Here is a 7,894-nt window from a genome sequence, read left to right as displayed (position 1 = left end):
CCAGGATCAAACTCTCCATAATAGAAGAAAATGAATAGCTCATTTCTTGCTGGCATTAAATTAATAATGTCATGTGTGTTTCTGTTCATTCGACGGAAATCGTTTTACTTAGAAACGTTTTTGCTCAAGTGCACTTGGCACTCTCGCTATATTTCGTTGACGTTTTGCTGTTCAGTTTTCAAGGTTCATATTGATAATGTTTGTTGTCGTTGTTTCGGTGACAACTTTTATATCATATCAAGTTTCGTTCTCGATGTCAACAACTAATTTCAATTTCTTTTTCGTTGTTTTTATTATATCGGAAGCGCAACGTTTACTAATATACCATTCTATTCTTTTGATTGCAAGACTTATTTTAAAATAACCCTCAATTACTGTTGTATTAACATAACAACCACCGCATGAAGCGTTGATACCCTTTCACACGGTAGTGATTTCTATGTATTTATTCTTATAGTAGGAACACGTCTAAACGGGTTTTACGTTAAGATCTTCTCAATAGCAATATGGCGATTTGTTGCTAGATCTATAATAGAGTCATCCATACTTTTCTTTACCATCGGACGTAATCTTGCATCTCTATGAATAAACACTATTTCTCCCACATCACCATTTGTTAGTTTTACTCTCGTTCCTATTGATAGGTTACCTACTAAATCCATTAACGCTTGGACAACCTTAATATCAAATTTACCGAACTCTTCTTCTTTTATCATCTCTATTACTTTAAATGGCGATTCCTTTGAACGGTGAATCCGTTCAGACGTCATTGCATGGAAGACATCTGCAACTGCAATAATTTGCGAAAATGCAGAGACTTGATCCATTTTATCACCACGTGGATAGCCACTTCCATCAAGACGCTCATGATGCTGTAGAATGGCTAATTTCATTTCTTGACGCAAGAGCGGTGTGTCTTGAATCATCTGATAGCTATACACTGTATGTTTCTTCACTTCCTTGAACTCGTCTTTTGTAAGAAATGCCGCTTTTTCTCTGATCAATGGATTAACTTTAGCCATTCCACAGTCAGCAAGGACACCGGCAAGTCCTAATTGCAGCGTTTGACCTTTTGATAAGCCCATTTGTCCGCAAATGGCGGATACCAATATTCCAACGGCTATCGAATGATGATAAATATACTCTTTTGGATTCGATAAATCATTTAATATTGCTAGCGGCCTGTTTTGTTCGATAAATGCTTCTAATAAAGGAATGACTATGGAACGAATGCTCGAAACATCTAGTCGTATACCAGCTCGCCATGCAAGGAACTCTTTCTTATAGTCTTGGACTGCTTTACTATATTGTTTTTCTATATCATTCCGTTTCACCGGGACCTCAGTGGAAATAGCGTTTGGATTCATTGGATGTTCCTTATCAGCATCATGTGCTTCTTCTTGCTTAGCAACGGAGTATTTATGGATTTTAACCTTTTCCACACCAAACGCATATAACACCTCAAGATGCTCAAATGATACCACCGTATCTTTTCTTACAATTGGATAGATGGTATTTCCGAATATATCTTCACTTATTACAAGGCCTGCATGCAAATCACTTGTATTCATATAAACTTCCGTCATCGTAGTTCCCCCACTTTCACCCATAGTTCTTCTATCATACTTGAAATATTTCTCATAGACGATAAAAAGAAAAAAGATTATTGAATGACATAGTTAGTCATTCAATAACCTTTGTATATTTAAGACTCGCTATCTTCGTCGTTTTCAACGATAGGCAGTGTTGCAAGTTCTTCATTATCTTCTGAAGAGGAATCATCTTCGATATCTTCTTCTTTTTCAACTTTAGCGACAGTAGCGACTAGTTCATCTTCTCCAAGTCGAATTAGACGTACCCCTTGCGTACTCCGCCCAATAACGGAAATATCCTCAATATCCATACGAATCAAAATTCCATGAATTGTAATGAGCATAAGGTCTTCTGTGCCATCTACAGTTTTCATAGCAACTAGTAAACCGTTACGATCAGTGACGTTCAATGTTTTTAATCCGTAACCGCCACGTGATTGGATGCGGTATTCATCCTCTGGAGTACGTTTTCCGAATCCTTTTTCGGTAACTACCAGGATTTCATCACCTTCATGGACGATATCCATGCCGATTGTAATGTCACCCTCACGTAAACGGATACCACGGACACCGCCCGCTACACGGCCCATGGAACGAATATCTACTTCATTGAATTTAATCAACATACCATCCTTTGTCCCAATGGCAATGTTGTCTTCACCGTTTGTCATTTTGACCCCGATAAGTTCGTCTTCACCACGTAGTGTTAACGCAATTAATCCGTTTGAACGGATGTTTGCGAACTCTGAAATAGGCGTACGTTTGACAATACCGTCACGAGTAGCAAAGAATAAATATTTATCTTCCTCGAATTCAGCTACAGGAATCATAGCGGTTACTTTCTCATCTTTGTCTACACCTAACAAGTTGATGATTGGTAATCCTTTTGCAGTCCGACTGAATTCAGGTACTTGATAGCCTTTTGTCCGGAATACCCGGCCCCTGCTCGTGAAGAACAGGATTGTATCATGCGTTGATGTATTTAAAAGATGTTCAACGAAGTCATCGTCATTCGTACCCATCCCTTGTATACCACGACCACCGCGGCGTTGGCTCCGATAAGTATTAGCGGGTAAACGTTTAATGTAGCCGTTATGTGTAAGTGTCAATACTGAGTTCTCGATTGGAATGAGATCTTCATCTTCGATCATTTCAGCGCCGCCTGTAGTGATTTCCGTTCTACGTTTATCTTCAAAACGGATTTTCACTTCGAGCAATTCCTCACGAATGATTTCGAGTAACTTCTCTTCATCAGCAAGTATCGCACGGAGTTCCGCGATAAGAACTTGAAGGTCATTGTACTCTGCTTCAATTTTGTCTCGCTCGAGTCCTGTCAAACGTTGGAGACGCATGTCGAGAATGGCCTGTGCCTGACGATCAGATAAGTTAAATTGCTCGATCAAACCAGTCTTTGCTTCATCCGTCGTTTTTGATGCACGAATAAGGGCAATGATTCGATCAATATTATCAAGTGCGATACGCAGTCCTTCTAGGATATGTGCACGATCTTCCGCCTTTTTCAAGTCAAACTGTGTACGCCTACGAATGACGACCTTTTGGTGTTCAAGATAGTGATACAAGATTTCTTTTAATGCAAGCACTTTCGGTTGTCCATCGACAAGTGCCAGCATGTTAATTCCAAAGCTAGATTGCAATGCAGTCTGCTTGTACAAATTATTCAACAGTACATTGGCGTTGGCATCACGACGGACTTCAATAACGATACGCATACCCGTACGGTCTGATTCGTCCGCTAAATACGTGATACCATCGATTTTCTTATCTCGCACTAGTTCTGCAATCTTTTCAATAAGTCGTGCCTTATTTACTTGGAACGGCAACTCACTGACAATAATCGTTTCTCTACCATTCGACTTTTGTTCAATTTCAACTTTACCACGAATAATCACAGAGCCTTTTCCAGTTTCATAAGCTCTTCTTATTCCACTGCGGCCCATAATAATTCCGCCAGTAGGGAAATCAGGTCCTGGTATAATTTCCATCAGTTCTTCCGTCGTTACGGCAGGATTATCTGCTAATGCTAGAACAGCGTCAATTGTTTCCCCAAGATGATGCGGAGGTATATTCGTCGCCATTCCGACTGCAATTCCTGTCGTCCCATTGACAAGTAGGTTAGGATAGCGACTCGGTAAAACGACCGGCTCTCTTTCCTGGCCATCGTAGTTATCTTGATAATCAATTGTATCTTTATTAATATCACGAAGAAGTTCCATTGCAATACGTGACATACGGGATTCTGTATAACGCATTGCAGCTGCACCATCACCATCAACGGAACCGAAATTCCCATGGCCATCGACAAGCATATAACGATAGTTAAAGTCTTGTGCCATCCGTACCATTGTGTCATACACAGCACTATCACCATGCGGGTGATACTTACCAATGACGTCTCCAACGATACGTGCTGATTTCTTATGGGGTTTATCTGCCGTGTTACCAAGATCCTGCATTGCATACAAAATACGGCGGTGAACCGGTTTCAAACCATCCCTAACATCCGGAAGCGCACGGGAAACAATAACACTCATTGCATAATCAAGGAATGAAGTCTTCATTTCCGTACTAATGTTGATGCCTTGGACACCACGTTTCGGCATATCTGCCATGTTGTTAGACTCCTTTCAGCTCAACGTTCCTCATGTATCTAAATTTTTAACATACATTGCGTTATCTTCAATGAACTTGCGGCGAGGTTCTACCTCGTCTCCCATCAGTTGTTCGAACGTTAAATTGGCATCAAATGCATCTTCAAGTTCGACTTGCAACAACGTACGTTGTTCAGGATCCATTGTCGTATCCCATAATTGTGTTGCGTCCATTTCCCCAAGACCTTTATAACGAGTAATGACAGGTTTGGGTGTAGGCGACATCCGACTCATAATTTCTTCGAGTTCTTCTTCCTTATAGCAATATTCTTCCGTTTTACCTTGCTTTACGCGATAAAGCGGCGGTTGGGCAATATACACATAGCCTGCTTCGATAAGTGGGCGCATAAAGCGGAAGAAGAAGGTTAACAGTAGTGTACGGATATGCGCACCATCGACATCCGCATCAGTCATAATAACAAGCTTATGATAACGGGCTTTCGATAGGTCAAATTCTTCTCCAATACCTGTTCCTAATGCAGTAATCATCATACGAATTTCCGCATTACCTAATATCCGATCAAGTCGTGCTTTTTCGACGTTCAAAATTTTACCGCGAAGTGGAAGTATTGCCTGGAAGTGACGGTCTCGTCCGCTTTTCGCTGAACCGCCCGCCGAGTCACCTTCAACAATATACAATTCGCTTATAGCTGGATCGCGTGATGAACAATCCGATAATTTCCCTGGAAGACTGGACACTTCAAGTACAGACTTACGGCGTGTAAGCTCACGTGCATTTTTTGCCGCAAGGCGTGCTCGCGCTGCCATAAGACTTTTATCAATGATTTGACGCGCAGTCGTTGGATTTTCAAGTAAGAAACGTTGGAAGCCTTCGGAAAATAGTGAATTCGTAATTGTACTCACTTCAGAGTTCCCTAGTTTTGTTTTCGTCTGGCCTTCAAACTGCGGATTCGGGTGTTTAATCGAGATGATGGCTGTTAAACCTTCACGTACATCATCGCCGGACAAATTAGGATCCGATTCTTTTATCGCTCCGTTTTTTCGAGCGTAATCGTTGATAACGCGTGTTAGTGCTGTCTTAAAGCCCGACTCATGCGTACCACCTTCATAGGTGTTGATGTTGTTAGCAAATGAAAACAAGTTCTCTGCATAACCGCCGTTGTATTGCATTGCAATTTCGATTGAGATTCCGTCTTTTTCACCTTCGACGAAAATAGGCTCTTCATGGATTGGCTCTTTGTTTTTATTCAAATGTTCGACATAGGACTTGATACCACCTTCGTAATAGTAAGTATCAATCCTTTCTTCTTCACCGCGCTCATCTGTAATTGAAATCCGTAGACCTCGGTTGAGATACGCAAGTTCACGCAAGCGGTGTGCAAGTATGTCGTATTCGTATACTGTCGTTTCAGTGAATATTTCCGGATCTGCTTTAAAACGAATTCTTGTCCCGTTCTCATCGGTGTCGCCAATCACGTTAAGCTCTTCAACTACATCACCGCGCTCAAATCTCATGAAATGAACTTTACCATCAAGTTTGACATAGACCTCCGTCGCTTCAGACAATGCGTTAACAACCGAAGCACCTACTCCGTGCAATCCGCCCGATACTTTATAACCTCCACCGCCGAATTTTCCTCCAGCATGTAGCACTGTCATAATAACTTCAACGGCGGGTCTACCTGTTGATTCTTGGATACCAACCGGAATTCCGCGACCATTGTCATCGACGCGTATCCAGTTATCTTTTTCTATAGTTACTCCGATATGGTCACAGTGTCCTGCAAGTGCCTCGTCAATACTATTATCAACAATCTCCCATACGAGATGGTGAAGTCCTCTTGAACTAGTTGTCCCGATATACATACCTGGACGTTTGCGGACAGCCTCTAGTCCTTCTAGGACCTGAATTTGATTTGCATCATAAGCTACCTGCGTATCTTTCTCTTCCATTGCCAAACTGTTCACCATTCCTTTCTGAACGTCTAACATCTATCACTTTTCGTGCATTGTAAAATTGATTAATCATACCTCGACATAATTGTACCCAAAGGTGAGATCTTCAGCCGCGTTAAATTAAGAAGGATTACATTTTTCGTCATCCTTCTTTTCTAGCGACTTCTCCCGCTACGACTTCAAAGATATCTGCTTGACGAATTGTTTCATGATCAATCCCTGCTACATTTGTTGTGGTAACAATTGTTTGTACTTGCCCTTGAATAGTATTCAAGAGATGAGATTGTCGGTAATCATCAAGTTCAGATAAAACATCATCGAGCAAAAGAATAGGTGTTTCTCCGACTTCTTGCTTAACAAGCTCAATTTCGGCAAGTTTAAGGGACAGCGCCGTCGTCCGCTGCTGCCCCTGTGAACCATAAGTCTGTATATCATAACCATTGACAAAAAAGTGGAGATCATCACGATGGGGACCGACAAGTGTCATTCCCCGTTCTAGTTCACGCCGTCTAACTTCCTGTAAACGTTGGCCTAGTATCGATTCCATTTCTTCCACAGTCTGCCCTGAATGCAGTTCTTTTAGTGTTCCATAGGATACTTCCAGTGATTCGAGTCCACGGGAAATTCCCTTATGAATTGGTTCCGCCCATTGTTGCAACAATTCCATGAAATAAAATCGTTTACGAATAATTTGGACGGCTACTTGAATATACTGCTCTGTATAAACATCAAACATGACATCATTAAAACTCAATTTCCCACGATTATCTTTCAAAATAGCATTACGCTGTTTTAGGATTTTTTGAAATGTTAACAAGTCATGTAAATAAACTGGTGAGATCTGACCAAGTTCCATATCCAGAAACCGTCTTCGTACTTGTGGACTTCCTTTTACGAGATTTAAGTCTTCTGGGGCAAACATTACGACATTTACCTGACCGACATACAGGCTAAGGCGGTTTTGTTCAAGATGATTTACACGCGCTTTTTTGCCTTTTTTCGATAGGATCAATTCTAACGGTAGTCGACCGTATTTTCGTTGGATGTCCCCTTCTATTTTACCATATTCTTGGTCCCAGCGTATTAATTCACGATCATTGGACGTTCGATGAGACTTCGCCATTGAAAGCACGTAGATTGCTTCCATCACGTTTGTCTTCCCTTGTGCATTTTCACCTATCAACACATTGATGTTTGGCGAAAATGCTAGCTCAAGTGCTGCATAGTTCCGATAATCGGTTAATGCCAGCCGTTCAATGTACATCCGTTTGCTCGTTCAGTATGTCATGTATTTTATATCTGCCCACATTGGGAATATTAATAACATCTCCATGCCGGAGCTTTTTACCGCGTCGTTGTTCTGTTTCGCCATTGACATATACAGTATGTTCTTCTAAAAACCATTTAGCCATGCCACCGGAACTGATTGCATCTGTCATTTTTAATAATTGACCAAGTGTTATGTACTCGGTGTCGATTGTTAGGTTTTCCATTGGACCCCAACCCTTCGCAAATTAGTGTATCCCTCTATTTTAGCCCACTTTCGACCGTATATCAATTACGCCTTGGCGTATTTGCCTCAGATTTCGAATTAGGCTTGTCCAAATTGAAATCTTTGACAGCCGCGGGATGCGGCAAACTTAGTTTGAGTCCCACTATTCAGCATGGCTATAAATCCATGCCGAATAAAGATAAAAAGGATAGTCAAATAAGTGA

General features: G+C 41.2%; 5 protein-coding genes. All 5 read right to left on the bottom strand.

Features of this window, described 5'->3' with window-relative positions; genetic code table 11:
* Positions 1-479: 479 nt before the first annotated feature.
* Positions 480-1,586, bottom strand: a complete 1,107-nt coding sequence (locus tag ACIQ0H_RS13840; RefSeq protein ID WP_403415687.1) for an HD-GYP domain-containing protein — start codon at positions 1,584-1,586, stop codon at positions 480-482.
* A gap of 119 nt (positions 1,587-1,705) precedes the next feature.
* The gene (gene gyrA, locus ACIQ0H_RS13835; protein WP_403415684.1) at positions 1,706-4,222 is read right to left on the bottom strand and encodes a DNA gyrase subunit A; all 2,517 of its coding nucleotides are present in this window, start codon (positions 4,220-4,222) and stop codon (positions 1,706-1,708) included.
* A gap of 30 nt (positions 4,223-4,252) precedes the next feature.
* Positions 4,253-6,175 carry a DNA topoisomerase (ATP-hydrolyzing) subunit B gene (gyrB, locus tag ACIQ0H_RS13830; RefSeq protein ID WP_403415756.1) on the bottom strand — a complete coding sequence of 641 codons (1,923 nt, stop codon included), beginning with the start codon at positions 6,173-6,175 and terminating at the stop codon, positions 4,253-4,255.
* 145 nt (positions 6,176-6,320) lie between these two features.
* Positions 6,321-7,442 (bottom strand): DNA replication/repair protein RecF, encoded by a 1,122-nt coding sequence (gene recF / locus ACIQ0H_RS13825; protein WP_403415681.1) that lies wholly within the window; start codon positions 7,440-7,442, stop codon positions 6,321-6,323.
* On the bottom strand, positions 7,432-7,671 hold the full coding sequence (gene yaaA / locus ACIQ0H_RS13820) for a S4 domain-containing protein YaaA (RefSeq protein ID WP_403415678.1): 240 nt from the start codon (positions 7,669-7,671) through the stop codon (positions 7,432-7,434). Before yaaA ends, recF begins: the two co-directional genes overlap by 11 nt.
* Positions 7,672-7,894 lie beyond the last annotated feature (223 nt).

Source organism: Sporosarcina sp. NPDC096371, assembly GCF_044762865.1.
Taxonomy (GTDB): domain Bacteria; phylum Bacillota; class Bacilli; order Bacillales_A; family Planococcaceae; genus Sporosarcina.
This window is presented reverse-complemented; position numbering and strand designations above follow the sequence as displayed.